This is a genomic window from Lachnospiraceae bacterium GAM79 (assembly GCA_020735665.1).
Lineage (GTDB): Bacteria > Bacillota > Clostridia > Lachnospirales > Lachnospiraceae > Coprococcus.
Window position 1 is genome coordinate 344,612 of record CP085928.1, and the last position, 26,418, is coordinate 371,029.

Consider the following 26,418-nt stretch of genomic DNA (forward strand, 5'->3'; position numbering starts at 1 on the left):
TATAGGTATACAACTGGCAGTTGTCAGAAAAAGTGGGTCTGTGGTAAACTGGCAGTGCAGGCACATGCCTGCGGATAGTATATATCAGGAGGATATTGCATGTTATTAATAAAGAACGGCAGGGTTGTGGATCCTGTGACAAATACAGATCGGAAGCTTGATGTGCTGGTTGATGGTGCGGTGATCACAGAAGTGGAACAGCAGATAGATCCGGAAGCATGCAGGGAAAAGTATGGTACAGGTGATGTTCGCGTGATCGATGCGGAAGGTCTGGTGGTTGCACCGGGGCTGGTCGATACCCATGTACATTTCAGAGATCCGGGCTTTACTTATAAAGAGGACATCGAGACCGGAGCAGAGGCTGCCGCTTATGGCGGATTTACGACGGTTATCTGTATGGCAAATACGAAGCCGGCAGTTGATAATGTAGAGACACTTGAGTATATTCAGAGAAAAGGGGAAACGACCGGGATCCATGTGATCCAGACGGCGACCGTTACAAAGGATCTGAAGGGAAAAGAACTTGTGGATATGGAACTGCTGGCAGAACATGGTGCTGCCGGATTTACAGATGATGGTATTCCGATCATGGATGAAGAAGTCTTAACGGAGGCAATGCTTCGTGCGAAAGCGCTTGATCTGCCGATCAGTCTGCATGAAGAAGATCCTGCATTTGTAAAAGGTGCAGGTGTGAATATGGGAGCAGTATCCGAGCAGCTTGGCTATGGTGGGGCTTCCAGAACAGCAGAGGATGTCATGGTCGCAAGAGACTGTATCCTTGCCCTTCATACAGGAGCATCTGTCTGTATTCAGCATATCAGTTCCGGAAATTCCGTTGAGTTAGTAAGGCTGGCAAAGAAGCTTGGTGCGGATGTTCATGCAGAAGCAACACCACATCATTTTACACTGACAGAGGATGCAGTTCTGACCTATGGAACAATGGCAAGAATGAACCCACCGGTCAGAGAAGAAGCGGACCGGTTGAAGATCATTGAAGGTATTCAGGACGGCACGATCGATATGATCGTAACCGATCATGCACCGCACAGTGCAGAAGAAAAGGCACGTCCGATGGCACAGGCACCGAGTGGGATCACAGGCCTTGAGACATCACTGGCACTGGGAATCCGTTCACTGGTACAGCCGGGCTACATCACACTTATGAAGCTTATGGAGCTGATGAGTAAGAACCCGATGGAGTTCTACCGGATGACACCGGGCAGCATCCAGGCAGGAGCACCGGCCGATATTGTGATATTTGGAGAAAATGAAGAATGGATCGTTGAACATTTCCATTCCAAAGCCTCGAATTCACCATTTCTTGGCTGGACACTTCCGGGAAAGCTTCATTACACGATCTGCAACGGTAAGATCGTAGCAGAGAACTAGAACACAGGGGATACGGGTACATACAGGGAATCATACATTTTTTTGCACAGGAGGAAGAAGAAATGGCAAAAGAATTAAGATGGGCAGTACTTGGTACAGGTGTAATTGCAAATGAAATGGCACAGGCACTGGAACAGATGGGTAAATCCTTATATGCGGTAGGAAACCGTACCCATGAGAAGGCAGTTGCATTTGCGGAGAAATATCATGTAACAAAGGTATATGATGATTTTCATGAGATGTTTACAGATCCGGAGATCGACATTATCTATATTACAACGCCACATAATACCCACATTGAATTCCTGAGACTGGCACTTGCAAACGGCAAGCATGTATTGTGTGAGAAGTCGATCACGCTGAACAGTGATGAATTAAATGAGGCATTGCAGATTGCAGAGGAGCATCATGTGATACTGGCGGAAGCCATGACGATCTGGCATATGCCATTATATAAGAAATTATGGGAGATCGTATCATCCGGTGAACTCGGAAAGGTTCAGATGATACAGTTGAATTTCGGAAGCTATAAAGAATATGATATGAATAATCGTTTCTTTAACATCAATCTTGCCGGTGGTGCATTGCTTGATATCGGAGTATATGCACTCAGTCTGATGCGCAGCTTCATGGCAGAGACACCGGATCAGGTGATGAGTCAGGTGCGGTTCGCACCGACAGGGACGGATGAGCAGGCAAGCATCATCCTGATGAATAAAGAACAGCAGATGGCGGCTATTACGTTGTCCATGCATTCAAAGCAGCCAAAGCGTGCAATGATCAGTTGCGAAAAAGGGTATATCGAGATCATGGAATATCCAAGAGCTGATAAAGCGATTATCGTAGATGCTGCAAGCGGAGCAGTTACACCGGTAGAAGCCGGTGAAACAAAGCGTGCGCTTGAATATGAGATGCGGGATATGGAAGAAGCGGTACAGTCCGGAGATGTAAGCCGGATGCAGATGCCTTTTACCGGAGATGTCATGAATATCATGACAGACCTTCGAAAGAACTGGGGCTTAGTCTATCCGGAAGAATCAGGAAAGACGGAGTAGATCCCATTTTGATGAGGTTCCGGTCTTTCGGAAGATATTCTGTAAGTGCTTCTGGATCGTGTTCTCACTGATCCCGAGAGTGGCTGCAATCTCATCGTTATTTGCAAATGAAAAGATCAGAGACAGGATCTCTGTCTCTCGTGGAGTAAGGTCATAGCCTTTTGCAAGTGCCGGGATACGGTTTGCAAGAGCGGTATGGCCTTTCTTTTTTTCCGGATATAGGATCTGTTCATAGGTTACGTTGATATGTTTGCCAAGAGAACGGAAGAAGAACATATCATCGTCTGTAAAATCCCCATCGATCTTGGTCCGAAACAGCGTCAGGATACCGGAGAATTCTCCACTGCAGATCATGCTGTACTGTAAGGAATCGTAGACATGGAATTTCTGATAACAGTGCTGATAGAGAGAAGAGTTCAGACGGACATCATCATTTACCAGATCGCTTTCTCTTACAAGCTGGGATTCCCGTACATTGTTGATCCAGAGCAGATGATCCTCACTCATATGATCGATGTAGAGCAGTTCTGCTTCATAGAAATAATCAGGAAAGCAGACCGGAGTCGGTACGATCTCAGTTCGGTTTTCCGGATTGACGGAGATAATGCTCGCATAAGTAAATGGGATCAGCAGGCGAAGCCTTGGGAGAAATTCATCTCTCAGTGCTTCATAGGATTTACATTGGTACAGCGTATATACGATATCGTTATAGATCAGAAAGTTGTTCTTTTCCATTGTGGGTCTCCTTCGCGTGAAATGATGTTGATTTTCAGGCAGATGCCAAGACCGCTTCATTTGCGTAGCAAGCCATCCGGTTGAAAGTTATATAAATACAATTATATATTGCAAAATACTTGTTTTCAAGTATATACTACCGAAAATGATTAGCATTTACCTCAAATTAATAATTGAAAAACAGTAGGAAATTGAGATAAGCTATAAAACGAAAAAGAGATCAGAGAAAGGAAGCGTTGCGGATGAAGGATAAAAAATATGTTATAACAATTACGAGACAGTTCGGAAGCCTTGGAAGACCAATCGCAAAACTGATGGCAGAACAACTGGGAATAGAGTATTACGACAGAGATATCGTGGATCAGGCAGCCAAGCAGTTGAAGCTTCCCGCTTCTGTTGTAGACGAAGAAGAAGAAAGCGCAAAGAAGATCTTCAAGAATCCGTTTTCCAGAATGGTACTTCCGCTTGGCGGTGGCACGAACAGTACACAGGATGATATTTTCGATGCACAGCAGAATATCATACGATTTCTTGCAGAGAAAAGCTCATGTGTGATCGTTGGACGCTGCTCTGACTTTATCTTAAGTGAGATGGACAATGTGATGAATATATTCATCTATGCTCCGTACCCGGATCGTGTTGAGAATTGTGTGAATTCGATGGGACTGGAAATCGATGAAGCCCGTAAGATGATCGTAGCCGTTGATGAGGCGCGTGATTCCTATCACATGAATTATGCCGGATATAAGCCGGGAGACATCAATCATTGTGATATCCTGATCAACAGCAGTCTGCTCGGTGTAGAAGGTACTGCAAAGTATCTGGCAGAACTGGTACGTGAGAAGTTTATCAGTGATTAATAAGGATTGGATGTAATTAAAATTAAGTAGAAACTTATCATATATAATAATTGTAAATAAGTAAATGGAATTGTAAACTAAAAGCAGTTGATACGAAGGCGTATCTGTAATGTCATACGGCATTGCGGATACGCCTTTTTTCGTTTTACAGGAAAAAATACAAGACAGAAAGGAAGAATGGTTATGACACATGGCTTAGTGGCACTGTTAATAGTGCTGATCGTAATTGTCGGTTCGATACTGACACATCGCTGCGAAGAATTTATGATCGGGGGTTCTCTGGTCGGCGCGGCATTATTATTTAAAGGTTCATTTCTGACACAATGGTGTACGATGCTTCAGGAGACGATTTCGGAAAATGTCTGGATCGTTGTGGTATGCGGATTGTTCGGCAGCCTGATTGCCTTACTTCAGACAGCAAAGGGAAATTATGGTTTTTCTAAGCTGGTTTCCAAATTATGTAATTCAGAGCGAAAGACATTACTTACCACATTTATACTTGGTATATTGATCTTTGTAGATGATTATCTGAACGTTTTATCGATCGGTGCCTGTATGAAGGGTGTTTATGATAAACGTAAGATACCGAGAGAGACACTGGCGTTCATGCTGGATTCCACAGGTGCTCCGGTCTGTGTACTTCTTCCGTTTTCAACATGGGCAGTTTTCTATGCAAGCCTGTTTATTGATCAGCCGAGTGTGCAGGCATACGGATTCACCTCCGGTATGAAAGCGTACTTAAGTGCCATTCCATTCTGTTTTTATCCAATCATTATATTATTGATCGTATTTTTATTCTGTATGGGAATCATGCCAAAGCTTGGTGGTATGAAGAAAGCATATAAGCGTGTAGAGGAGACCGGAAAGGTCTACAGTGATGCCAGCAGAAAGTACAATCATGAAGACCGTGCAGGTTATGAAGAAGACGGAAATATCTGGGATTTCGTTATTCCGATGGCAGTCCTTGTAGCGATCGCCATTATCACAGGTGATCTTCTTCTGGCAGTTGTACTTGCAATCGCATGTTGTATGCTGATGTATCTTCCAAGAAAGATTATAGCTGCAAATGAGATCTTTGGTGTGATTGTAAAGGGATTTGCGGATATGCTTCCAACCCTTACCTTACTGGTACTTGCGTTCTTATTGCAGAAGGTAACAGAACAGCTTAACATGACAGATTATATAATCGATCTTGCACAGCCATTATTAACAGGCTCTCTGTTCCCGATGATCACATTTATCCTTGTTGCGGCGCTTTGTTTTGCAACCGGATCCTTCTGGGGCATGAGTGCAGTCGTTGCACCGATCGTATTCCCGCTTGGCGCAGCAATCTCCGCAAACCCGGTTCTGATCATGGCAGCAATTATCTCCGGTGGTGCATTTGGAAGCCATGCATGCTTCTACTGTGATGCAACGCTTCTGTCATCGAACAGTGCAGGTATTGATAATATGGAACATGCAGTATCCCAGTTTCCATATGTTATGATCGCAGCTATGTTGTCGATCGTTGGTTTCCTGATCTGTGGATTTATAGTTTAGAGTAAAAGGGGGCATGTGATATGGCAGAATATATTATAAAGAGCCGGGCAGTATTTGATGGTCGGGCGGATAGCTGTAAGCCGCTTGCTGTCTGGATCAAAGGTGACAGGATCAAGAAGCTCCTGCCATATGATGAGACAAATGCCGTTCCGGCGGATGTTCCGATATACGATATGGGTGACAAGCTTGTCATGCCGTCCTTTATCGATGCACATACCCATATATTTACCGGAGCGGTAGCCGCAAGTGAATATGTATGCAACATTTTGGATGTCTGCCATTCGGAACAGGAATGTGTGGAGCAGATGGCGGCATATGTAAAGGCGCATCCCGGACAGAAGCGAATCCGCGGAACTGGATGGTTTATCGGGAACTGGACGGAGGATCGTATGCCGGACAAGCGAAGTCTGGATGCATATTTCCCGGATACTCCGGTATATCTGGAATGTGCGGATGCACACAGCATGTGGCTGAATTCAGCAGCACTTGCTGAAGCCGGGATCAGACCGAATCCGAGTCTTGCAAATGGCATGATCGAGACTTACCCGGATGGAGAGCTTACCGGAATGTTGATCGAACCGGAAGCCTATGCGCCCGCCATGGAAAAGTTCATGGATTTTACGGATGAAGAAATGACAGAAATACACAGACATTTCAAACAGGTACTTGCGGAGAACGGAGTTGCAGGCTTAAGTGAGATGTTTGCAGAAGATTATACAGAAGAGACTTATAAGAAATATGAATTGCTGAAAAAGCTGGATGATGAAGAAGGGCTGTATGCAAATGTATATGTCTACACGAAGTTATTTGGCTATACCTCATTTGAAAAGTTCTTTGAGATGAAGGAAAAACTGGATTCCAGACATTTTCAGATCACCGGTTTAAAGGGGTTTATTGATGGGGTGACGGAGACTTATACCGGACTGCTCTTAGAGCCATATACAGACCGCCCGGATACCTGTGGGGAGAAACTTCCGCTCTGGCCGAGAGCGAAGATGCAGGAGGAGATCACTGCGGCAAATGAGGCAGGCATACAGGTCAGACTTCATTGTATCGCAGATGGTTCTGTGCGCATGGCGCTTGATATGTACGAGGAAGCGGAAAAAAGAACCGGAAGAAAGGATCTCAGAAATACGATCGAGCATATCGAAAATATTCATCCCGATGATATCAGGAGATTCAAGGAACTGGATGTTGTAGCATCGATGCAGCCATATCATCTGATCCTGTCCAATAATGACAAGATCGTGCGGCTTGGAAAGAAGCGGTGCAGATATGAATGGCCGATGAAAAGTATCATGAATACAGGAGCGGCATTTGCAGTCGGAACGGATTATCCGGTTGTGGGATTAGATCCATTTCAGACAATCTATGCGGCAGTGACCAGAAAGGATGCAGATGGAAGAATATCCGGTCAGAATCCGTGGGAGGTCATTGATATGGCGACAGTCTTAAAAGGATATACCTACGGAGCTGCTTACGTCTATCAGGCAGAAGACCGAACCGGTTCGATCGAAGAAGGCAAATGTGCAAACCTCATCGTGCTGGATCGGAATCTGTTTACGATCGATTCTGAGAAGATACCGGATACCAAAGTGGTATGGAATATATTTGAGGGACAGACGATATATGACAGACTGAATAATCTGGCAGGTGCGAGTGGAATATAAGCCGTTGAAAACAGACAACCGGTGGAAGATAGATTTGGCAGATGTAAGTAGAAGGTAAGCCGGAAATCAATGGCAGAAAATATAGGATAAAGAAATAAGATGTTCTGATAACAGTATATAGATATTTTGATAACAGGAGGATATGAGTATGAGAAAGGTAAAGGTAGCGGCTACCCAGATGAGCTGTAGCTGGAATAGAGAAGAAGTGTTAGACAAGGCAGAGAAGCTGGTTCGAAAGGCAGCAGCAGAAGGTGCAAATATTATCTTGTTACAGGAATTATTTGAAACTCCGTATTTCTGTCAGAAGCAGAAATTTGAATATTTTGATCTGGCAAAGCCACTTTCAGGAAATGCAGCAGTAAAACGATTTACCGAGGTTGCAAAAGAGCTTCAGGTTGTTCTGCCGATCAGCTTTTATGAAAAGGCAGGAAATACAGCATTTAATACAATAGCGATCATTGATGCAGATGGAACGATCCTTGGAACATATCGTAAGACCCATATCCCGGATGGACTTCCATATGCGGAGAAGTTTTATTTTACACCGGGAGATACCGGATTTAAGGTATGGAAGACAAAATATGCAGATATCGGCGTTGGCATCTGCTGGGATCAGTGGTTTCCGGAGGCTGCCAGAAGCATGGCACTTCTTGGCGCAGAGCTGTTATTCTATCCGACTGCGATCGGAAGCGAGCCTACATTAAATGTTGATTCCAAGTCACACTGGCAGCATGCGATGCAGGGACATGCAGCAGCCAATATTATGCCGGTGATCGCATCGAACCGTATCGGAACCGAGACGGACGATGAATCTTCAATGACATTTTACGGTTCTTCCTTTATCGCAGATCAGACCGGAACGATCGTGGAGGAGGCAGACCGTGAGACAGAATCTGTGCTTGTCCATGAATTTGATCTGGATGCGATCGCACAGATGCGTAGAGAATGGGGCGTGTTCCGTGACCGCAGACCGGAGATGTACGGAACGCTGATGCATCATTAATATGACTTTTATAGGATAGCCGTTATTTATGAATAGCTGATATTCACAAATGACAAATGATCATAAAAGCAAAAATATTTCAATGATATTTTATGTATAAGATCACGCACACAAGTTCAAGAATGAAGATTGCAGGAAGCCCAATGTAGAATTTGGGCTTCCTGATTTTATGTCGGAATAACAGCATACCAAGAACGGCACCAAAGATTCCGAATACTCCGGCAAGGATCAGGTGGGCTTCCGGGATGCGCCATTTGTGATGAATGGCTTTCCATTTGTCGATGCCATACAGGAAAAACACGATCAGATTGATCAGGATATATATACTTAAGAATAAATGATCTTTTATCAGTTCAAATAACATATGTGGTTATACTCCTTTCATCCGTACAGACTGTTTTCACAGAGAAGAAGTTCGTTCCTTCGCAGTTTCCAGTCAAGCAGATTTTCATTATATGCATTTTAAGATGATTTTTGTGGATTGTCTATATTTATATTCTTGAAGCCTGTTTGATACGGGCTTATAATGATGCATAAAATAAGAAAGAAGGACGAAAGATGAATATACAGATCAGAGAATATAAAGATTCAGACATACAGGAGATGAACCGCATCTGGAACCGTGTGGTAGATGATGGAGTTGCTTTTCCACAGGAGGATGACCTGACAGAGGAGACAGGCAGGGGATTCTTTGCAGGACAGACCTATACCGCGGTGGCAGAGGATACAGACACAGGAAAGGTGCTCGGACTTTATATCCTGCATCCAAATAATGTCGGACGCTGCGGTCATATCTGCAATGCCAGCTATGCGGTAGATGCGGATGTAAGAGGGCTTCATATCGGAGAGAAGTTGGTGTCTGACTGCCTGACGCATGCAAAGGCGCATGATTATCTGGTGCTGCAGTTTAATGCGGTGGTGGCTACGAATGTGCATGCAAGGCACCTCTATGAGAGGCTTGGATTTACGCAGCTTGGAACGATTCCGGGGGGCTTTCGCATGAAGGATGGCCATTACGAAGACATCTGCCCATATTACTTTGACCTGCGTGAACTTGGCAGATGATCGTTGTTAATTGAAAATTGATTTCAGACATGGAATGTCGGTCAGATAATATAATGCAAGACAGTAAAGATTTCTATTCGGTTCGTGCAACTGATTTGTCAGCAGTCGCCCAAACTCGTCCTTATGGACTCAAACATGGGCTTGATGCTGACGGTTAGCACAAACCTCATAACGAAATCTTCGCGATGTCTTAACATTTTATATTGCTTTTATTTTGTATCGGAACATTTAAAATATTAGCATGCTGCAATTATCTTATCTGCCAAGTCTTTATGGATCAAAGTAATATGTTTAATAAAATAAAATTTAAGAGCGAAGACAGTATGTGGCAGAAATATATAATGAAGAAAGCAGTATGTTTTCTTTACACAAGTCAATTAAAATGGTAAAATAATTAATGTGCGTAATAAGAACGATATAATTTATTTGATGTGTCAAATAAGACTTTAGAATAGAAATCAGGATAGATAATCATGTTTAAATATAGATTTTTTCAGGTGATCCTTGCGATTGCAGTTGTAATGCTGATCGTGTCGTCTGCGGTGTTTATCTCATTCCAGGGAGTGAATATCAGTGAGGCAGAGTACACATCAGAGATGACCGGACGAACATTTGAGACAGATGAAGCAGATGGTTCGGAAACTGCTCTGACGGAGTTCGAGGCGTGGCTGGAGTACAGTATCATTGCGGATGGACTGAAGGAAACCGGAAATAATGTTGATTTTGATAAAGGAAATGTGAAGCTTTACGACTATAACCTGACGCAGCTTAGACAGTTGAAGAAGGTGAAGGATGAGGCGAAACGAATGATGTTCCTGTCGGTGATCCTGCTTATCATAGGATTTCTGGCAGTAAAGAAAAGACGAATGTATGAATGTGTCGTATGGGGCGGCGTTGCAGCAAGTGTGATCGGAATGGTATCACTGATCCTGCTTGCGGTATCCGGAAGCGGCATTTTCTATGGCGTTCGTGAGATGGTATTTAAAGGCAGGTATGATGTATTTTTCTCAGGGGATGACAGACTGATCTCGCTGATCCCGGATAATCTGGGACTTCGGATGTTCCTGATCTATACAGGAGTGATACTTGCCGGACTTGTTATAACGATCATAGTACGACTGATAAGCTGGCGAAAGACACAGCCACACAAATTCTAATATATTCAGGAGGGTTATATGAACAAGAGAATCAACGATTGGATCAACTGGGTACTGTATGATGAACTGATCGCAGGTAAATTGAATGCACCAAAGCATCTGCTGGGTATTCATGAATATGGGGAAGGACAGATCATCACAGCCTATCGTCCACATGCGGTGGAAGTGAAGGTTACATCCAGAACAGGTAAAAAAGTTCATACGATGGAGAAGGTAACGGATGAGGGCTTCTATGCGATCTTTTTCCCTAAGAAGGAATTTAGCGGAACAAAATATAATCTGGTAACAACTTATGAGGATGGAACGACTGTTACGACAGCAGATCCATATGCATTTGACAGCCAGATTTCAGATTTTGATTCTTATTTATTTGCGGAAGGCAAGCACTACGAGATCTATAATAAATTTGGAGCACATCCGATGACGATCGATGGCGTAAAAGGAACTTATTTTGCGGTATGGGCTCCGGACGCGCGGAGAGTCAGCGTTGTCGGTGATTTCAATATGTGGGATGGTAATTTACATCCGATGCAGCTTCGACCAAACGGTGGAATCTATGAGCTGTTTATTCCAAATGTGCTTTCCGGTGCAGTATACAAATACCAGATTCTGACCCGTTATGATGAGGTCTTATATAAGAGTGATCCATACGGAAATCAGGCACAGATGCGTCCGGACAATGGTTCGGTTGTTGCAGATCTGACGTCCTACAAGTGGAAGGATACCGCATGGGTAAATAAGAGAAGAACCTATAGCAGAACAGATCGCATGAAGATGCCGATGACCATCTATGAGATGCATCTCGGTTCATGGAGAAAGAAAGTTGAAGACGATGACAGCGGCTTCTTCAGTTATAGAGAGTTAGCTCCGATGGTTGCGGATTATGTAAAGGATATGGGCTATACACATGTGGAGATCATGGGTATCGCAGAGTATCCGTTTGATGGTTCCTGGGGCTATCAGGTAACGAATTATTATGCACCGACATCCAGATACGGATCACCGGAAGATTTCATGTATTTTATTGACTATTTACATAGTAAGGGAATCGGTATCATCTTAGACTGGGTACCTGCACATTTCCCGAAGGATGCACACGGGCTTGGCAGATTTGATGGTATGCCGCTCTATGAGCATCCGGATCCAAGAAGAGGCGAGCATCCGGATTGGGGTACTTATATTTTCGATTATGGCAGAGCAGAGGTTGCAAACTTCCTGATTGCAAATGCACTTTTCTGGGTAGAGAAGTTCCATATCGATGCGTTACGGGTAGATGCTGTTGCATCCATGTTATATCTGGACTACGGTAAGCAGGATGGACAGTGGCTTCCAAATGAAAATGGCGGCAATGAGAACCTGGATGCAATTAAGCTGCTGCAGAATATCAATGCTATTATGGAAGAAAAGAATCCGGGAGCATTCCTGATCGCAGAGGAATCAACTGCATGGGCCGGTGTGACTGCTCCGGCATCCATGAACGGACTTGGCTTCCTGTTCAAATGGAATATGGGATGGATGAATGACTTCCTCGAGTACATGAAGATGGATCCATATTTCAGAAGCTTTAACCATAACAAGCTGACCTTCAGCTTATCCTATACATATGCAGAGAATTATGTTCTTGTCATTTCACATGATGAGGTCGTACATCTGAAATGTTCAATGATCAATAAGATGCCGGGAAGCGAACCTCAGAAATTTGCAAATCTTCGTCTGGCATATGGTTATATGTATGGTCATCCGGGCAAAAAGCTGTTATTCATGGGTCAGGAATTTGCACAGCCGCGCGAGTGGAGCGAGGCAAGAAGTCTTGACTGGTTTGTCCTTGACAATCCGTTGAATCAGGGTGTACAGCGTTGGGTAAAAGCGTTAAATAATCTGTACAATGCAAATGATGCGTTATATGCAAATGACAGCGATGTGATGGGCTTTGAGTGGATCAACTGTGACCATCCGGATAAGGGTGTGGTTTCATTTATCCGTCGAGGTTCTACACCAAGTAAGCAGTTGTTATTTATCTGCAATTTCGTGCCGGTTGAATATGATAATTATGAAGTTGGAGCACCTTGCTTCACAACATATAAAGAAGTTCTGAATTCCGATGACGTACAGTTTGGCGGAGCAGGCAGATTAAATAGTGGTAAGATTAAGGCAATCGATAAGAAGACAGAACGTATGCCTTATTCGATCAGTGTAACAGTACCGCCACTTTCTACTGTTGTTCTGGAATATGATTACACCGATGTAACACCGGAGGATATTCTGAAGAAGAAAGAGGCAGAAAAGAAAGCGGCAGCAGCAAAACGCGCGGCTGCGAAGAAAACGGCTGCGAAGAAAACTGCAACGGAAAAGAAGAATGTAGAGACGACGGAAGTTGTAAAAAAGGAGCCGGAGAAGAAGACGGCTGCGACAAAGACAAAAGAAACAGTAAGTAAGACGAATCCTGCACAGACAAAAGCGGCAGTTTCAAAGAAGACTACTAAGAAATAATAAAAAATGCTGGATCGTACTTGTGCGGTGCAGCATTTTTTGTAGGCATAAGGAGAAGACATGAAGATAGAAAAAGTAAGTACAGCGGATGCGGAGGAGCTTCTCGCCATTTATGCACCCTATGTAGAAGAAACAGCAATATCATTTGAATATGAAGTACCGTCTGTAGATGAATTCAGGAACAGGATCGAGCAGATCTCAGCAAAGTATCCATACATAAAGGCAGTCGTGGATGGGAAGATCGCAGGCTATGCATATGCAGCAGGTTTCAAAGACAGAAAGGCATATGACTGGTCAGTGGAAACAACGATATATATCCGAAAAGACTGCAGGCAGTTGGGGCTTGGCAAAGCCCTATATGAGAATCTGGAAAAACTACTGAAGGAAATGGGAATCCTGAACATGAATGCCTGTATCGCAAGTCCGGCAGCAGAGAGCGGACATCTGACGGATGACAGTTACAGATTCCATAAAAAAATGGGCTTTACGCTGGTTGGGCGTTTTCATAACAGCGGCTATAAGTTTTGTGAATGGTACGATATGATCTGGATGGAGAAGATGATCGGCGAGCACGAGAAGGATATGCCGGATGTAAGATTTGGTCAATGAAAAAGAAATTTATAAAAAACACTTGCAAAAAGATAATCCAAGCAATATAATATAGGAGAAGTGCAAAGAGGCACAGAGCGAGAAGCTCTGTGCCTCTTTAGTTTTCCAGGTATTAAGTTTTAGGAGGAAATTCAAATGAAAACAGGTACAGTAAAATGGTTTAATGCAAAAAAAGGATATGGATTTATCAGCGATGAGAATGGTGATGACATTTTTGTACATTTCTCAGCTTTAAATATGTCTGGTTTCAAAGTATTGGAGGAAGGCGACAAAGTTGAGTTCGAAGTAATTGAGGGAGAAAAAGGACCTCAGGCTGCAAATGTAACAAAGCTGTAAGCTGATACATAATGAAGATACCTCATGACAGATTATTGGTACTCAGAATTTTGAGAACCGATGATCGTCATGGGGTATTTTTTTGCGGCTTCTTGCGGAAATCATGATTATATATTAGAATAGCGGCACAGGAGAAAGAAAACATGAACAATCCAATGAAAGAATTAACAAAAAAGGAATGGATCATCTGGTTAGGATCTATTTGTATTGTATGCATATCGAACCTGCTGACAACCGATTTTGATCTGCTGACTCTGGTAGCAGCATTGGTAGGTGTAACTTCGCTGATCTTTGCAGCAAAGGGAAATGTATGGGCGCAGATCCTGATGGTGATATTCAGCATCCTTTATGGGATCATTTCCTATCGGTTCCATTACTGGGGCGAGATGATCACATACCTTGGCATGACAATGCCGATGGCGATCTGGTCTACGATCACATGGCTTAGAAATCCGTCCGGTGGAAACGGAAATGTCGTAAAGATCCAGAAGCTGAACCGGAAGCACATCATAGGGCTTATTATATCCGGCGTGATCGTAACGGCAGTATTTTATTATATTTTAGTTGTATTCGATACTCCGAATATTATATTCAGCACCATATCGATCATAACCAGTTTTCTGGCAGCAGCACTTACGATGCTCCGTTCCTCGTATTATGCAGTATGGTATGCGGCAAATGATATTGTACTGATCATTTTATGGGTGCTTGCCTCGATGGAGAACCCTGCCTATATTCCGGTCGTTGTGAATTTCGGTATCTTCTTTATCAATGATATGTATGGCTATATCAGTTGGAAGAGGCGGGAACGGATACAGCTGTAAAATGCAGAAAAAAGTGGGCTGTTGGTACTATTACTTTACACAAGAGAGTTTGTAGCTGTGGAGCTGAAGAAGTTATCGACTAATAAAAAACAGAATCCCCGCTATGGTGTGTTTTACTATTCATGAAGCAAGCCTTTTCTAACGCCGGTTCTTAGTGAGTCGCTATATGCGACGAGCTTAGCACCGTTGCGTTAGAATAGAGTGCAAACGACTTGCGGAATGAATATGTAGAACACACCATAGAGGGGATTCGTCCGTTTTCGTATGTGATTAGTTCTTCGAACAGCGGAACAGCAGATCCTCCCAACGGCGATCCACTTCCTCCTGATACTGAACGAGTAAATGCTCATTTTCAGGCTTGAATAAATGCTTGAAACGACCCTGTGTCCGTAAGAAGTCCTCGATCGGAAGCTTCTTCTTAGGAGAATAGCTTAAGATCCATTTGCCTTCGATGACTTCAAATAAAGGCCAGTAGCAGGTCTCAACCGCCAGCTTACAGATATCCATGATCTGTTCGGTAGGATAACGCCAGCCACGAGGACAAGGAGCCATAACATTTAAGAAAGCAGCACCCGGTGTGTAGATGGCTTTTTCGGATTTCTCATAGATATCACGCATGTTGCCAAGCAGAGTAGTCTGACCGACATAAGGGATATCATGAGCTGCCATAACCTGTGCCAGATCCTTACGGTTCTGCATCTTACCGTTTGACTGGGAACCGACAGGAGTGGTAGTTGTATCTGCATACATCGGAGTAGCAGAAGAACGCTGGATACCGGTATTCATGTAAGCACCGTTATCGTAGCAGACATATACCATGTCATGACCACGCTCCATAGCACCGGATAAAGACTGAAGACCGATATCGTAAGTACCGCCGTCACCGCCAAATGTTATGAATTTGTATGTTTCATCTAATTTACCCTTTTTCTTTAATACATGATAAGCAGTCTCTACACCGGAGAGGGTAGCACCTGCATTTTCAAATGCATTATGAATGTAACTGTCTTCGTAAGCAGTATATGGATACATGAAGGTGGAAACCTCCAGACATCCGGTAGCGTTACCGATAACTGCTTTGTCACCCTCATGAAGGGCACGGAGTACATTACGAACTGCGATCGTACCGCCGCAGCCTGCACACATTCTATGACCCGGAGCAAGACGCTCAGGCTTGTTCATTACTTCTTTAAAATTATATGCCATTTTGTCTTACCTCCTTACTTTCTAAGTCCAATATACTGATACTGTGGAATGGTCTTGCCCTGCTCGATCATTTCCTCTAACTGGTTAAATACATCGGTTGCTTCCACTGTTGTATAATCTCTGCCGCCAAGACCGTAGATATAGCTGACAGCCTTTGTAGAAGCTCCGATATCATACAGGTGCTCCTTGATCTCAGCGGATAAAGGACCGCCGCCTGCACGGAAGCCTTCGGAACGGTCTAAGATCGCAACTGCCTTTGTATGAGCCAGCGCCTTAGCAATTTCTTCACCTGGGAATGGACGGAAGACACGGAGCTTTAATAAGCCGACCTTCTTGCCCTGTGCGCGTAATGCATCGATTGCTTCTTTTGTCGTTCCTGCTGCGGAACCGATCATAACGATCGCATAATCAGCATCCTCTAATTTATATTCCTCAAAGAAGCCGTACTGTCTGCCTGAGATTTTTGCAAAATCATTCGCAACATCCAAGATCACCTGCTTGGCATTCTTCATAGCTTCGTTCTGATTCATTTTGGATTCCATATAGAATGGAGAAGTTGCATATGGACCGACTGCCATAGGCATCTTTGGATTCAACAGGTACTGTTCCGGATTGTATTCACCGACAAATGCTTTTACCTTGTCATCCTCTAACAGTTCGATATTCTCAACTGCGTGGCTGGTGATGAAACCATCCTGACAGATCATGATCGGAAGACGGACATCCTTGTGCTCTGCGATCCGGTAAGCCTGTACGAAATTATCATAAGCTTCCTGATTATTCTCTGCATAGATCTGGATCCATCCGGTATCTCTTGCACCCATACTGTCTGAGTGGTCGCAGTTGATGTTGATCGGGCCGGATAAAGCTCTGTTTACAAGAGCCAGTGCGATCGGCAGACGGTTGGAAGCTGCAACATAGAGCTCCTCCCACATCAGCGCCATACCGCAGGATGAGGTTGCTGTTAAGACACGGCAGCCGGCAGCACTTGCACCGATCGCAGCACTCATAGCACTGTGCTCACTCTCGACCGGAATAAACTCTGTGTCGATCTCACCATTTGAAATATATGTAGAAACAAACTGTGGAATCTCTGTAGAAGGGGTGATCGGGAATGCCGGCATGACATCCGGGTTGATCTGCTTGATCGCATAAGACACCGCTTCATTTCCTGATAAACGTTCTCTGATACCCATTTATTTGCCCTCCTTCATCGTAATAGCACCAAACTTACACTGATAAGCGCAGATACCGCAGCCCTTGCAGTGGTTCAGATCGAAGTCAAGACGTTTGCCGCCTACGACCGGGATGCAGCTGTCCGGACAGACCGGTGCACATAACAGACAGTGTACACATTTGCTCTCATCTATGACAGGAGTAGCAGTTCTCCATTCACCTGTGTTAAATGCTTTGGAAGTACCACCGCCGTACACATGGTTACCGGGGGTGATCTCTGTATATTTACTTTTCTCATGTATTCTGCTGATATCTGTTCTCATTACTTGGTTACCTCCTTAAATGCAAGCTCAAGGGCTTTCATATTTCCATCGATAACCTCAGGCTTCTTTGCAAATTTATGCTGATAGGAAAGTCTCATATCTGCAAGGAAATCATCCTGCTCCATGATACCGCTGACTGCAACGATAGCAGCAAGCATAGGAGAATTCGGGAAGTTCCTGCCGAGTGTCTGCATCGAGATCTCCCGGGCATCTAATGTATAAACTTTTCCTTTGTAGCCATTTAAATGAGGACGAACCTCATCCGGTGTCTTTGGGGTGTTAATGACGATCGCACCATCTTCTTTTAATCCGGCGGTTACATCCACGGATTCCAAGAGGGACTCGTCAACGACAACAACATACTGTGGGGTGTAGATATTGGAATGAACGCGGATCGGATCGCTGCTGATTCTGTTATAAGCAGTGATCGGTGCACCCATTCGCTCCGGACCATATTCCGGAAAACCCTGAACGTATTTTCCTGTTTTAAAAGCTACGTCTGCAAGCAGCAGAGCAGCAGTTTTGGCACCCTGGCCGCCCCGGCCATGCCATCTGATCTCAATCGTATCTTTCACTTTTTAATCTCTCCTTGTGACTATAAACGCATCGATATGTCAGAATGAATATAGAAATGATTTCCCTTATGATTTCAGACAAATAGAAGGTTTATTGAAAAAATTTCTTAATAAAACGTAGACTTTTTTATTATATCATGTATAAATAAGAAGTAAATAAAAATTTTTTTGTAAATAAGATAAGAAATTTGAACGAATAAAAAACGGAAAAGTGCAGGTAATAGGATTTTGTAATAGTGAAAAATGAGGTATAATGAATCGTATCAAGAATGTAAAAAAAGAGGAGAGAAAAATGTCAAAAGGGAAAAAAGTAAAGATCGTAATTGAGGGAATCATTCTGTTGTTTATTGTTTACTGTGTCGTTTTAAAGATGCTGCCGGTATCGACAGGAAGACTGTCAACATACGAAGAGATCAATGATGCAGTAGCAACAGCCGCTTCAAGGTATAAGAATACGGTTACGCTAAAGACAACAGGGGAACCGTATATGGATTATCAGTCGGTCCTTGACAAGTTGATGGAAAAGAATATGTATGCAGGTGGAGAATTCTATGCATTTTCTTATGTATATACGCCGGATTCAGGTGGAGAAAAAGTAGCGGTAAAGATCAATCATATGAGCCGGTTAAAAAGCTTTCTTGTATTTATCCGTTCCGGACAGATTTCGGGGAAGATAAAGGGGCTGTCAGATTACGAGAAGGTGAAAGCGGTACATGATTATATTATCTTACATAATGAATATAACCGCTCATCCGGTGGCGCATGTAATACTCTGTACAGAGGCGATTCGGCATGTAACGGATATGCGCTGGCATTTTATATCATTATGAAAAAAGCCGGAGTCCCGGTCACCTGTGAATATGGTTTTGGACTGGAATCCGAGCATCTGTGGAATCGGGTTCAGGTGGATGGACACTGGTATAATATCGATCTGACATGGGATGATCTTGGTGGACAGAATGTCGGATATGATTATTTCCTTAAATCTGATGCGGACTGGCAGGGACATGATCATGGCGGTTCCGATGCAGAAACCTCTATGGATGTGACAGGAAAGACGGCAGCGGAATATTATAGAATGTTCCCGAATTATAATGCGATCATGATCTGGTCGATCATCGGAGTGATTGCGGCAGGATTTGCATTATATATCTGGCTGCTTGACCGGAAGATGAAACGGAAGAAGTTAGAGAAAGCCCGTCTGGAAGCGCAGGAGGAAGCGCAGAGAATGGAAGAACTCCATAAGAGAATGCAGGTGGTTACAGGTGCATTTACAGATGAAGCGACCGTTCCGGCGAATGAAAATGCGGTCACGGACTATCAGACAGCACCATATACAACACAGATGGCAGAGAATGTAGATGAGACTACCATGAATCATGAACAACCTCAGACTGCGGATTCTGCTGAAAGTGCTTCACAGAATAAAGGCAGTGGTGCTCATTCAGGGTTCCGGTTGAAGCAGGATGATTAAAAATATTATAATGAAAACTTTCATCGGCATAGTTGTTCACAACTATGCCGATTTGTGTTAAAATAAACAGCGATTGACAAAATGAGAAAAAGAATCACCAACAAATTAGGAGGAAATAGAATGATTAAATTATTTGACAATGGTGCTTATCTTTTAAATGGCACAGAGCTTGTAGAAGACAATGTCGATGCAAATGCGATCCTTACACAGAAGTTAGGTACAGCTCCATCCAAGGAAGAAGCTGCAAAGAATACTATGGCATATGGTATCCTGGAGAAGCACAACACATCTGACAATATGGACAATCTTAAGATCAAATTCGATAAGATGACCTCTCATGATATAACATTTGTAGGTATTATCCAGACAGCAAGAGCTTCAGGACTGAAAGAATTCCCAATCCCTTATGTCCTTACAAACTGTCACAACTCCTTATGTGCAGTTGGTGGTACGATCAATGAGGATGACCACATGTTTGGTCTTTCCTGCGCAAAGAAATTCGGTGGTGTCTATGTTCCGCCTCATCAGGCTGTTATCCATCAGTTCGCAAGAGAAATGCTTGCAGAATGTGGCGCAATGATCCTTGGTTCCGACAGTCATACCCGTTATGGTGCGCTCGGTACAATGGCGATCGGCGAAGGCGGCGGAGAGCTTGCAAAGCAGCTCTTATGCAGAACTTACGATGTAGCTAAGCCCGGTGTAGTAGCAATCTATCTGGACGGAGAAGTTGCAAAGGGAGTAGGTCCTCAGGACGTTGCTCTTGCGATTATCGGTGCAACTTTCCAGTGCGGTTATGTTAAGAATAAGGTAATGGAATTTGTAGGACCTGGTGTTGATAAATTATCTGCTGATTTCCGTATCGGTATCGATGTAATGACAACCGAGACAACCTGTCTGTCCTCTATCTGGAAGACAGATGAGAAGATCAAGGAGTGGTATGATACACACTACAGACCGGAAGCATATAAGGAAATGAATCCGGGTTCTGTTGCTTACTATGATGGTGTTGTATATGTGGATCTGTCAAAGGTAAAACCAATGATCGCTATGCCATTCCATCCAAGCAATACATATACAATTGAAGAATTAAATGCAAACCTGATGGATATCTTAGACGACTGCGAGAAGCGCGCATTGGTTAGTCTGGACGGTAAGGTTGACTTCACATTAAAGGATAAAGTCCGTGATGGCAAGTTATATGTAGAACAGGGAATCATTGCCGGATGTGCCGGTGGTGGATTCGAGAACATCTGTCAGGCAGCGGATATCATCCGTGGAAGAAGCATCGGTGCAGATGAATTTACATTATCTGTATACCCTGCATCAACTCCTATCTATATGGAGCTTGCAAAGAACGGTGTACTGGCTGACCTGATCGAGACAGGTACGATCGTTAAGACAGCATTCTGCGGCCCTTGCTTTGGTGCCGGAGATACACCTGCAAATAATGCATTATCAATCCGTCATTCAACCAGAAACTTCCCGAACCGTGAAGGCTCCAAGATCCAGAATGGTCAGATCTCATCCGTTGCACTTATGGATGCACGTTCGATCGCAGCTACAGCAGCAAATAAGGGATACCTTACAGCAGCTACAGATCTGGATGTTGAATACAAGGGACAGAAATATTTCTTCGATAAGACCATTTATGACAGACGAGTTTACAATGGTGTCGGCAAGGCTGATCCATCTGTTGAGATCAAGTTTGGTCCGAATATCAAGGACTGGCCTGAGATGATCGCACTGACAGACAACCTGTTATTAAAGGTTGCATCTGTTATTAACGATCCTGTAACAACTACAGATGAACTTATTCCATCCGGTGAGACATCTTCCTACCGTTCAAATCCGCTTGGACTTGCTGAGTTCACTTTATCCAGAAAGGATCCTGAATATGTAGGCCGTGCAAAGGCAATTCAGGCAGTTGAGAAGAAGAGAGAAGAACTTGGATGCTTCTGCAAAGCAGATGAATCCATGAAGCCTATGATGAAAGAGATCAAAGCAAAATTTGCAGATCGTGAGATCACAGGTTCCAATACCGGTTACGGTAGTACGATCTTTGCTGTAAAGCCGGGTGATGGTTCTGCCAGAGAGCAGGCTGCTTCCTGCCAGAAGGTACTTGGCGGCTGGGCAAACATTGCCAAGGAATATGCAACAAAGCGTTACAGATCCAACCTGATCAACTGGGGTATGCTTCCATTCATCATGGAGGAAGATTTCGCATTTGATAATGATGATTATGTATTTATTCCGGGTATCCGTGAGGCTGTTCAGAATAAGGACGAGATCATCAAGGCATATGTGGTAAATAAAGACTTCAAGGAATTAGACCTGAAGCTTGGAAGCCTGACCGATGATGAGAGACAGATCATCATGGATGGCTGCCTGATCAACTACTATAAGAACAACTAAGGTATTCTAATATAATAATTTCCTTACAAGGTGAGTCCTACCTATAAGTGGAAGTTGTAAAAGCGTTGAAACCGCTGCTGGTGGTTTCACAAATATGGCTATGTCTTATGACATAGCCATATTTATATTATAAGAAGGAGAGAAACAACATGATATATATAGGAAATCATCTGTCGTCCTCCAAAGGCTTTGAGGCTATGGGAAAGGCGGCATTAAAACTTGGTGCAAATACATTTGCATTTTTCACAAGAAATCCAAGGGGCGGAAAGGCGAAAGAGATCGATCCGGCAGATGCGAAACGGTTACGTTCCCTGATGGAGGAGCATCATTTCGGAAAACTGGTCGCACATGCACCATATACAATGAACGTCTGTGCAGCAAAACCGGATATTCGGGAGTTCTCATGTAATATCTTAAAGGATGATATGGAGCGGATGGAGTATCTTCCGGGAAATTATTATAATTTCCATCCGGGCGCACATGTTGGTCAGGGAGCAGAAGAAGCCATACCGGTAATTGCCGATGCATTAAATCATGCGATCAAACCGGATCAGAGTACAGTCGTATTACTGGAAACAATGGCAGGCAAAGGCTCGGAAGTCGGAAGAAATTTTGAAGAACTGGAACGTATCATAGAGCTGGTTGACTGCGAGGATAAGATCGGGGTATGCTTTGATACCTGTCATACATGGGATGGTGGCTATGATCTTGTGGAAGATCTGGATGGTGTACTTCACACGTTTGATCAGATCATCGGACTTGACCGCTTAAAGGCTGTTCATCTAAATGACAGCATGAATGTGAGAGATTCACACAAAGACCGACATCAGAAGATTGGAGAGGGTGAGATCGGAGCAGAAGCATTAAAACGGATCGTAACGCATCCATTGCTTGCAGGCAGACCATTTATCTTAGAGACACCAAATGATGATGCAGGATATGCAAGAGAGATAGCAATGATAAAGAGCTGGGCGGATGAAAGCATGGAGTAATTGTAAGGATAACAGATAAAATAAAAACTGCCACTATCAGAATGGTTACCCAATAACGGCTTCATTCTGACAGTGGCAGTTTTTAATATTACCAATGAATCAGTTCAATCTTATTTCTCTGTTTTCACTAATTCCGATAATGAAGTTGCAAGTCCTGCAACACCCTGAATATCAGATGGAATAATGATCTTGGTTGACTTGCCGTCGGCAGCCTTTGCGAAAGCTTCCAGACTCTTGATCGTAAGAACCTGATTAGATGGAGCAGATTCATTTAAGAGACGGATACTGTCTGCATTTGCCTGCTGTACAGCGAGGATAGCCTGTGCCTGACCTTCAGCTTCACGGATCGTTGCTTCCTTCTTAGCTTCTGCGCGAAGAATCTGTGACTGCTTCTCAGCTTCTGCTTCCAGGATAACGGACTGTTTGTTACCTTCTGCAATAAGGATTGCGGATTTCTTTTCACCTTCTGCTTTCAGGATCTGTTCACGTCTTTCACGTTCTGCCTTCATCTGTTTTTCCATGGCATCCTGAATCGCTGCAGGTGGGATAATATTCTTTAGCTCAACACGGTTTACCTTGATGCCCCAAGGATCAGTTGCTTCGTCCAGGGTAGCACGCATCTTTGTGTTGATCGTCTCTCTGGATGTCAGTGTCTGGTCAAGTTCGAGATCACCGATGATGTTACGGAGAGTAGTGGCTGTCAGGTTTTCGATTGCCATGATCGGATTTTCAACACCATAGCAGAAAAGCTTTGGATCTGTGATCTGGAAGAAAACGACAGTATCGATTCTCATTGTAACGTTATCTTTCGTGATAACCGGCTGTGGAGCGAAGTCTACAACCTGTTCCTTTAAGGTAACACGACGTGCGATCTTATCGATAATAGGCATCTTCATATGAAGACCTACGGACCATGTACCGCAGTAGGTTCCCAGACGTTCGATAACGTAAGCGTGTGCCTGTGGGACGATCTTGATTGTGCTGCAGATAATAATGATAGCAATGAATACTAAGATAATTACTAGCCATGTGAGTGGTGAATCCATAATAAGTACCTCCTTTAAGTGGCGACAGATATAGTATCTGTCAAATTAAATAAATTATATTCTGCTGACAATAAGTTTTACGCCGGAAACCTCATTGATCGTGACTTCGGTTCCCTGGGGAATAATATCAGTTTCATCAGCAGCACGTGCGGTCCATTCGAGACCATTTACTTTTACCTGCCCGGTAGCCTTTAGATTATCAATGGTTTCAGATACGATCACCTGTTTGCCGACCAGACTTTCAACATTTGTTTTTTCCATATCGGATAATTTGAAATGTTTTAAAGCCACAGGCCTTGTAGTAAACAGAAGAACTAATGAAATAACTGCAAAGATCAATATCTGGATGATCAGTGATGTACCAAAGAATACAGAGATCGCAGATACCAAAGCTCCTCCCGCGAACCAGATGGTTGTAAGTCCGAGAGTAATGATTTCGATAATTATACAGACCATAAAGATAACGGACCAGATAATTAATTGACAGATTAATTCATTTTCCATAAGAACACCTCCTTTATGCCTCCCCGGTCTTAGGTAAAATATGTTTTGTGGTTTGTTAAGAACCCTTAAACATGTCACTATTTTACTATGTAACTAAAGTGTCGACAATGCTTTTTTCAAAAATATAGGGTTATTTAAGGTTCATTTTTTGAACGATTTTGGATTTGGTAAAGTCATGGTTAAATCTATTTAAAATCTATTAAAAATGGGAAATTCTATTGCCTGACTTTTTGAAACAGTATATAATTTTTTCAGGTTGTTTATAATTATATGTAAGAATAAATCCATTGATGTGTTGTTATAGGAATGGAATGAAACGACATATCTGATATTGGGTTTTGAATGTGGAAAGGGAAAGGTTATCAGACAAAATTGGGAAATGAAAGAAAAAGACGGCTGTTTAAGGCGGGAACGATCATATTTCTGGTAATTGCAGCAGCGCTTGTATTTAATAAGATATTGGAGGAGTGGACAGGCTTTCGGAAGGTATTGGATACGATAACCGGGGCGGCAGCACCGATTATAATTGGTTTTGTGATCGCTTTTTTGTTGAATCCGGTGCTTATCTTTTTTGATCGTCTGTGTCATACGATCTTGCAGGATCGGGTGATCAAAGACAAGAAAAAACTGTTTCATGTATCAAGAGCCATATCGATCATTATAACGATCATTTTGTTCCTTGGTCTGCTCACGGGTTTGATCTGGATGGTAGTGCCACAGGTCATCGACAGTATCAATCTTCTTATATCCAATATGGATAATTACTATAATAATATCATGAAGGCGATCAATACCATTTATGATAAATTCAAGAACCTTGGCGAATCCGAAGAAATGGTAATGAATGTCGTAAACACTGTATATGACCGCTTACAGAAATGGGTAAATACAGATGTTGTTCCGAATCTGGATAAGATTGTATTGAATATCAGCTCCGGTGTTGTGGGCGGATTGAAGTTCATTTATAATTTCCTGATCGGTATTGTAGCATCTATCTATGTGATGGCGAATAAGGAATATTTGGCTTCCAGAGGCAAGAAAATCGTCTATGCACTGTTTAAACTGAAAAACGCGAATATCATTCTGGATGGACTTGCAAGTGTAAATAAGATATTCAGTCAGTTTATCAATGGTAAGATCGTGGATTCGATCATAATCGGGATTATAACATTTATTTTGACAACGATCGTAGATATGCCATATGCATTGCTGATCAGTGTTATCATTGGTGTGACAAATGTAATTCCGTTTTTTGGTCCGATCATCGGTGCGATCCCATGTGTGTTTATTGTTCTGATCGCAGATCCGATCAAGAGTATCATATTGCTTATCATGATCCTGTGTATTCAGCAGTTTGATGGAAATATTTTAGGACCAAAGATCCTTGGTGATGTAACGGGACTTTCCAGCTTCTGGGTTCTGACCGCGGTTATCGTAGGTGGTGGTATCTTCGGATTCTACGGAATGCTGCTGGGTGTTCCGGTATTTGCATGTATCTACATGTATATCAATAAGACATGTACCGACAAGCTGGAAAAGAAGCATATGGTATCGGTGTCCTCGGAATTTGAGCGAATCAAACGGATCGATGAAGAAACCGGAAAGCCAATCTATCTGACAGAGGAAGAGGAGGATATCCGTTTTCATAAAAAAACTCCGGAGGAAAAAGCAGCTGCAAAGGCAGAACGTGAGGCGAAGCGACATGCGAAGAGGTTATATCAGCAGATTGAGAAAGTGATGCATGCGGAGAAAGCAGATGATCAGTTGGCAGCAACGGAGCATGGAGCTGAAAAGAAGAGCAGTGATGACGACAAAGATGATCAGATGTAGGAAACGTAGCATATTCAGAAATGACAGGGCACATATAGTGTAGCTTTATGTGATAGAATAAGCCGGCAGATATCTATGGGGTATTTTAAACACAAATACCCGGTCATAGCTCTGCCGGCATTCCGTTTGTAATGAGATAAAATGAAAG

Annotated in this window: 24 protein-coding genes; 16 read left to right on the forward strand and 8 right to left on the reverse strand. The window is 43.2% G+C overall.

Annotated features, from left to right (window positions below):
• Positions 1-99: 99 nt before the first annotated feature.
• On the forward strand, positions 100-1,389 hold the full coding sequence (locus LK416_01585) for a dihydroorotase (protein UEA74898.1): 1,290 nt from the start codon (positions 100-102) through the stop codon (positions 1,387-1,389).
• Positions 1,390-1,451: 62 nt separating this feature from the next.
• Entirely contained in the window at positions 1,452-2,444 is a 993-nt protein-coding gene (locus LK416_01590) for a Gfo/Idh/MocA family oxidoreductase (protein ID UEA74899.1), read from the forward strand.
• Here the strand turns inward: LK416_01590 and LK416_01595 are convergent.
• Positions 2,427-3,179, reverse strand: a complete 753-nt coding sequence (locus tag LK416_01595) for a helix-turn-helix transcriptional regulator (GenBank protein UEA74900.1) — start codon at positions 3,177-3,179, stop codon at positions 2,427-2,429. The genes LK416_01590 and LK416_01595 overlap by 18 nt on opposite strands.
• Before the next feature lie 242 nt (positions 3,180-3,421).
• Here LK416_01595 and LK416_01600 point away from each other — a divergent pair, with 242 nt between their 5' ends.
• From LK416_01600 to aguB, 4 genes are all read left to right on the forward strand, one after another.
• A complete protein-coding gene (locus LK416_01600; GenBank protein UEA74901.1) occupies positions 3,422-4,039 on the forward strand; it encodes a cytidylate kinase-like family protein in 618 nt (205 codons plus the stop codon).
• A gap of 183 nt (positions 4,040-4,222) precedes the next feature.
• A complete protein-coding gene (locus tag LK416_01605) occupies positions 4,223-5,578 on the forward strand; it encodes a hypothetical protein (GenBank protein UEA74902.1) in 1,356 nt (451 codons plus the stop codon).
• A 20-nt stretch (positions 5,579-5,598) separates the two neighbouring features.
• The gene (locus tag LK416_01610) at positions 5,599-7,248 is read left to right on the forward strand and encodes an amidohydrolase (GenBank protein ID UEA74903.1); all 1,650 of its coding nucleotides are present in this window, start codon (positions 5,599-5,601) and stop codon (positions 7,246-7,248) included.
• 148 nt (positions 7,249-7,396) lie between these two features.
• Positions 7,397-8,251 carry an N-carbamoylputrescine amidase gene (aguB, locus tag LK416_01615; GenBank protein ID UEA74904.1) on the forward strand — a complete coding sequence of 285 codons (855 nt, stop codon included), beginning with the start codon at positions 7,397-7,399 and terminating at the stop codon, positions 8,249-8,251.
• Between the two features lie 79 nt (positions 8,252-8,330).
• On the opposite strand, the gene LK416_01620 is transcribed toward aguB, so the two are convergent.
• On the reverse strand, positions 8,331-8,615 hold the full coding sequence (locus LK416_01620; protein UEA74905.1) for a DUF1294 domain-containing protein: 285 nt from the start codon (positions 8,613-8,615) through the stop codon (positions 8,331-8,333).
• Between the two features lie 194 nt (positions 8,616-8,809).
• Between LK416_01620 and LK416_01625 the strand changes: the two genes are divergently transcribed.
• From LK416_01625 to pnuC, 6 genes are all read left to right on the forward strand, one after another.
• On the forward strand, positions 8,810-9,316 hold the full coding sequence (locus LK416_01625) for a GNAT family N-acetyltransferase (protein ID UEA74906.1): 507 nt from the start codon (positions 8,810-8,812) through the stop codon (positions 9,314-9,316).
• Between the two features lie 473 nt (positions 9,317-9,789).
• A complete protein-coding gene (locus LK416_01630) occupies positions 9,790-10,473 on the forward strand; it encodes a hypothetical protein (protein ID UEA74907.1) in 684 nt (227 codons plus the stop codon).
• Between the two features lie 18 nt (positions 10,474-10,491).
• The gene (gene glgB, locus LK416_01635; GenBank protein ID UEA74908.1) at positions 10,492-12,963 is read left to right on the forward strand and encodes a 1,4-alpha-glucan branching protein GlgB; all 2,472 of its coding nucleotides are present in this window, start codon (positions 10,492-10,494) and stop codon (positions 12,961-12,963) included.
• Positions 12,964-13,023: 60 nt separating this feature from the next.
• A complete protein-coding gene (locus tag LK416_01640; GenBank protein UEA74909.1) occupies positions 13,024-13,572 on the forward strand; it encodes an N-acetyltransferase family protein in 549 nt (182 codons plus the stop codon).
• 135 nt (positions 13,573-13,707) lie between these two features.
• A complete protein-coding gene (locus LK416_01645; GenBank protein UEA74910.1) occupies positions 13,708-13,908 on the forward strand; it encodes a cold-shock protein in 201 nt (66 codons plus the stop codon).
• Between the two features lie 143 nt (positions 13,909-14,051).
• Positions 14,052-14,732 (forward strand): nicotinamide riboside transporter PnuC, encoded by a 681-nt coding sequence (pnuC, locus tag LK416_01650; protein ID UEA74911.1) that lies wholly within the window; start codon positions 14,052-14,054, stop codon positions 14,730-14,732.
• A gap of 270 nt (positions 14,733-15,002) precedes the next feature.
• Here the strand turns inward: pnuC and LK416_01655 are convergent, their stop codons facing one another.
• The 4 genes from LK416_01655 to LK416_01670 are packed head-to-tail and all read right to left on the reverse strand — an operon-like array spanning position 15,003 to position 18,012.
• Positions 15,003-15,938, reverse strand: coding sequence for a thiamine pyrophosphate-dependent enzyme (locus LK416_01655; GenBank protein ID UEA74912.1), 936 nt, complete (start codon positions 15,936-15,938; stop codon positions 15,003-15,005).
• A 14-nt stretch (positions 15,939-15,952) separates the two neighbouring features.
• Positions 15,953-17,134 carry a pyruvate ferredoxin oxidoreductase gene (gene porA / locus LK416_01660; GenBank protein UEA74913.1) on the reverse strand — a complete coding sequence of 394 codons (1,182 nt, stop codon included), beginning with the start codon at positions 17,132-17,134 and terminating at the stop codon, positions 15,953-15,955.
• Positions 17,135-17,437, reverse strand: a complete 303-nt coding sequence (locus LK416_01665) for a 4Fe-4S binding protein (protein ID UEA74914.1) — start codon at positions 17,435-17,437, stop codon at positions 17,135-17,137. It abuts the gene before it with no gap.
• Positions 17,437-18,012: a 2-oxoacid:acceptor oxidoreductase family protein gene (locus tag LK416_01670; GenBank protein ID UEA74915.1), complete on the reverse strand. Its 576-nt coding sequence runs from the start codon at positions 18,010-18,012 to the stop codon at positions 17,437-17,439. Before LK416_01670 ends, LK416_01665 begins: the two co-directional genes overlap by 1 nt.
• A gap of 292 nt (positions 18,013-18,304) precedes the next feature.
• Between LK416_01670 and LK416_01675 the strand changes: the two genes are divergently transcribed.
• The 3 genes from LK416_01675 to LK416_01685 all read left to right on the forward strand — a co-directional run bounded on the left by LK416_01675 (position 18,305) and on the right by LK416_01685 (position 22,890).
• Positions 18,305-19,486, forward strand: a complete 1,182-nt coding sequence (locus LK416_01675; protein ID UEA74916.1) for a hypothetical protein — start codon at positions 18,305-18,307, stop codon at positions 19,484-19,486.
• A gap of 120 nt (positions 19,487-19,606) precedes the next feature.
• The gene (locus tag LK416_01680; protein UEA74917.1) at positions 19,607-21,898 is read left to right on the forward strand and encodes a hydratase; all 2,292 of its coding nucleotides are present in this window, start codon (positions 19,607-19,609) and stop codon (positions 21,896-21,898) included.
• 149 nt (positions 21,899-22,047) lie between these two features.
• The gene (locus tag LK416_01685) at positions 22,048-22,890 is read left to right on the forward strand and encodes a deoxyribonuclease IV (protein ID UEA74918.1); all 843 of its coding nucleotides are present in this window, start codon (positions 22,048-22,050) and stop codon (positions 22,888-22,890) included.
• Positions 22,891-23,000: 110 nt separating this feature from the next.
• Here LK416_01685 and LK416_01690 read toward each other — a convergent pair whose 3' ends face one another.
• Together LK416_01690 and LK416_01695 are read right to left on the reverse strand one after the other, a co-directional pair.
• A complete protein-coding gene (locus LK416_01690) occupies positions 23,001-23,936 on the reverse strand; it encodes a paraslipin (protein ID UEA74919.1) in 936 nt (311 codons plus the stop codon).
• Between the two features lie 54 nt (positions 23,937-23,990).
• Positions 23,991-24,440: an NfeD family protein gene (locus LK416_01695; protein UEA74920.1), complete on the reverse strand. Its 450-nt coding sequence runs from the start codon at positions 24,438-24,440 to the stop codon at positions 23,991-23,993.
• A 342-nt stretch (positions 24,441-24,782) separates the two neighbouring features.
• On the opposite strand from LK416_01695, the gene LK416_01700 reads away from it, so the two are divergent.
• Positions 24,783-26,270 (forward strand): AI-2E family transporter, encoded by a 1,488-nt coding sequence (locus LK416_01700; protein UEA74921.1) that lies wholly within the window; start codon positions 24,783-24,785, stop codon positions 26,268-26,270.
• The last annotated feature ends 148 nt before the right edge of the window (positions 26,271-26,418 follow it).

What these genes read in the sequence shown, in the direction of transcription:
- LK416_01585 (UEA74898.1), top strand. Translation starts at nt 100, where the DNA reads ATGTTATTAATAAAGAACGGCAGGGTTGTGGATCCTGTGACAAATACA.
- LK416_01590 (UEA74899.1), top strand. Translation starts at nt 1,452, where the DNA reads ATGGCAAAAGAATTAAGATGGGCAGTACTTGGTACAGGTGTAATTGCA.
- LK416_01595 (UEA74900.1), bottom strand. Translation starts at nt 3,179, where the DNA reads ATGGAAAAGAACAACTTTCTGATCTATAACGATATCGTATATACGCTG.
- LK416_01600 (UEA74901.1), top strand. Translation starts at nt 3,422, where the DNA reads ATGAAGGATAAAAAATATGTTATAACAATTACGAGACAGTTCGGAAGC.
- LK416_01605 (UEA74902.1), top strand. Translation starts at nt 4,223, where the DNA reads ATGACACATGGCTTAGTGGCACTGTTAATAGTGCTGATCGTAATTGTC.
- LK416_01610 (UEA74903.1), top strand. Translation starts at nt 5,599, where the DNA reads ATGGCAGAATATATTATAAAGAGCCGGGCAGTATTTGATGGTCGGGCG.
- aguB (UEA74904.1), top strand. Translation starts at nt 7,397, where the DNA reads ATGAGAAAGGTAAAGGTAGCGGCTACCCAGATGAGCTGTAGCTGGAAT.
- LK416_01620 (UEA74905.1), bottom strand. Translation starts at nt 8,615, where the DNA reads ATGTTATTTGAACTGATAAAAGATCATTTATTCTTAAGTATATATATC.
- LK416_01625 (UEA74906.1), top strand. Translation starts at nt 8,810, where the DNA reads ATGAATATACAGATCAGAGAATATAAAGATTCAGACATACAGGAGATG.
- LK416_01630 (UEA74907.1), top strand. Translation starts at nt 9,790, where the DNA reads ATGTTTAAATATAGATTTTTTCAGGTGATCCTTGCGATTGCAGTTGTA.
- glgB (UEA74908.1), top strand. Translation starts at nt 10,492, where the DNA reads ATGAACAAGAGAATCAACGATTGGATCAACTGGGTACTGTATGATGAA.
- LK416_01640 (UEA74909.1), top strand. Translation starts at nt 13,024, where the DNA reads ATGAAGATAGAAAAAGTAAGTACAGCGGATGCGGAGGAGCTTCTCGCC.
- LK416_01645 (UEA74910.1), top strand. Translation starts at nt 13,708, where the DNA reads ATGAAAACAGGTACAGTAAAATGGTTTAATGCAAAAAAAGGATATGGA.
- pnuC (UEA74911.1), top strand. Translation starts at nt 14,052, where the DNA reads ATGAACAATCCAATGAAAGAATTAACAAAAAAGGAATGGATCATCTGG.
- LK416_01655 (UEA74912.1), bottom strand. Translation starts at nt 15,938, where the DNA reads ATGGCATATAATTTTAAAGAAGTAATGAACAAGCCTGAGCGTCTTGCT.
- porA (UEA74913.1), bottom strand. Translation starts at nt 17,134, where the DNA reads ATGGGTATCAGAGAACGTTTATCAGGAAATGAAGCGGTGTCTTATGCG.
- LK416_01665 (UEA74914.1), bottom strand. Translation starts at nt 17,437, where the DNA reads ATGAGAACAGATATCAGCAGAATACATGAGAAAAGTAAATATACAGAG.
- LK416_01675 (UEA74916.1), top strand. Translation starts at nt 18,305, where the DNA reads ATGTCAAAAGGGAAAAAAGTAAAGATCGTAATTGAGGGAATCATTCTG.
- LK416_01680 (UEA74917.1), top strand. Translation starts at nt 19,607, where the DNA reads ATGATTAAATTATTTGACAATGGTGCTTATCTTTTAAATGGCACAGAG.
- LK416_01685 (UEA74918.1), top strand. Translation starts at nt 22,048, where the DNA reads ATGATATATATAGGAAATCATCTGTCGTCCTCCAAAGGCTTTGAGGCT.
- LK416_01690 (UEA74919.1), bottom strand. Translation starts at nt 23,936, where the DNA reads ATGGATTCACCACTCACATGGCTAGTAATTATCTTAGTATTCATTGCT.
- LK416_01695 (UEA74920.1), bottom strand. Translation starts at nt 24,440, where the DNA reads ATGGAAAATGAATTAATCTGTCAATTAATTATCTGGTCCGTTATCTTT.
- LK416_01700 (UEA74921.1), top strand. Translation starts at nt 24,783, where the DNA reads ATGTGGAAAGGGAAAGGTTATCAGACAAAATTGGGAAATGAAAGAAAA.